Consider the following 2,182-nt stretch of genomic DNA (forward strand, 5'->3'; position numbering starts at 1 on the left):
GTCTCCGCAGGGGTGGGGCTTTCACCCACATCCAAGAAATAGTTAGGAATTTTTGAGGTTTTTGACCTCGCGATTCCCCCAACTTATACCCTCTATTTAGAGGTTCCTAGTTGGAACGAGCCGCACCATTGTCGCACAAGTGCCTATCGTTCTCGCTGACATTAGGATTATTCTGCAAATAATTGCGCACCCAATCGCAACTCCTCGCCATTAAAGAGTCTAAGTTTAAGTCTAAATGCCAGAGTTTGATCGTGCCGTCACTACTGCCAGAAGCCAAGGTCTGGCCATCGGGGCTGAAACTGACGCTAATGACCCAGTCATCATGCCCGATCAGGGTGCGGATTTCGGTTCCTGTCTCTAGATTCCAGAGTTTGATCGTCTCGTCATTACTGCCAGAAGCCAAGGTCTGGCCATCGGGGCTGAAACTGACCCTCGTGACCAATTGATCATGCCCGATCAGGGTGCGGATTTCGGTTCCCGTCTCTAGATTCCAGAGTTTGATCGTCTTGTCACCACTGCCAGAAGCCAAGGTCTGGCCATCCCGGCTGAAACTGATGCTATTGACCCAGTCATCATGCCCGATCAGGGTGCGGATTTCGGTTCCTGTCTCTAGATTCCAGAGTTTGATCGTGCGGTCATCACTACCAGAAGCTAAGGTCTGGCCATCGGGGCTGAAACTGACGCTCTTGACCGAGTTATCATGCCCCGGGAGGGTGCGGATTTCGGTTCCCGTCTCTAGATTCCAGAGTTTGATCGTGCGGTCATCACTGCCAGAAGCCAAGGTCTGGCCATCGGGGCTGAAACTGAGGCTAGTGACCCTTTTATGAAAGCTATCATTATGCCCATGGAGGGTGCGGATTTCGGTTCCCGTCTCTAGATTCCAGAGTTGGATCATGTGGTCATAGTTGTCATAACTACTGCCAACAGCCAAGGTCTTGCCATCCCGGCTGAAACTGACGCTACTGACCGAGTTATCATCCCCATGGAGGGTGCGGATTTCGGTTCCCGTCTCTAGATTCCAGAGTTTGATCGTGTTGTCATCACTATCAAAAGCCACGGTCTTGCCATCCCGGCTGAAACTGACGCTACTGACCGAGTTATCATGCCCGATGAGGGGGCGGATTTCCCTTTCCGTCACAAGATTCCAGAGTTTGATGGTGTTGTCAAAACTGCCAGAAGCCAAGGTCTGGCCATCCCGGCTGAAACTGACGCTCGTGACAAGGTCATCATGCCCATTGAGGGTGCGGATTTCCTTGCCCGTCACAAGATTCCAGAGTTTGATGGTGTTGTCCTGACTGCTAGAAGCCAAGGTCTGGCCATCCCGGCTGAAACTGACGCTCGTGACAAGGTCATCATGCCCATTGAGGGTGCGGATTTCCTTGCCTGTCTTAGGATCCCAGAGTTTGATGGTGTTGTCAGTACTGCCAGAAGCCAAGGTCTGGCCATCCCGGCTGAAACTGACGCTATTGACAACGTTATCATGCCCATGGAGGGTGCGGATTTCCTTGCCTGTCTTAGGATCCCAGAGTTTGATGGTGTTGTCAGTACTGCCAGAAGCCAAGGTCTGGCCATCCCGGCTGAAACTGACGCTATTGACATGTCCAGTATGCCCATGGAGGGTGCGGATTACCTTGCCTGTCTTAGGATCCCAGAGAGGGTGATCATACCCATGGATGGTGCGGATTACCTTGCCTGTCTTAGGATCCCAGAGTTTGATGGTGTTGTCAGTACTGCTAGAAGCCAAGGTCTGGCCATCCCGGCTGAAACTGACGCTATTGACAACGTTATCATGCCCGATGAGGGTGCGGATTAACTTGCCTGTCTTAGGATTCCAGAGTTTGATGGTCTCGTCATTACTGCCAGAAGCCAAGGTCTTGCCATTGGGGCTGAAACTGACGCTATTGACAGGTCCAGTATGCCCCGGGAGGGTGCGGATTAACTTGCCTGTCTTACGATTCCAGAGTTTGATGGTGTTGTCATCACTGCCAGAAGCCAAGGTCTGGCCATCCCGGCTGAAACTGACGCTACTGACAATGTTAGTATGCCTCTGCAAGCGGTTGCGTTCGCTGCCTTCATAAAGAACTTTCTGCAGGGCACTCATCACCTGTGGGTCGCTTTTCTTGTGTTTTTGTAGGATTTTTCCTGCCCTAATCGCCTCCACGAAAGCCTCCATTTCTTTATG

1 protein-coding gene is annotated in these 2,182 nt (G+C 51.7%); it reads right to left on the reverse strand.

Annotated elements, in window-relative coordinates; all coding sequences use genetic code 11:
• Positions 1–106 precede the first annotated feature (106 nt).
• Positions 107–2,182 (reverse strand): WD40 repeat domain-containing protein (locus F6K37_RS39130; RefSeq protein ID WP_287256626.1); only part of this gene is annotated, 2,076 nt, incomplete at its 5' end.

Source organism: Moorena sp. SIO4E2 (assembly GCF_010671945.1).
In the GTDB taxonomy this organism is placed as follows: Bacteria; Cyanobacteriota; Cyanobacteriia; order Cyanobacteriales; family Coleofasciculaceae; genus Moorena; species Moorena producens.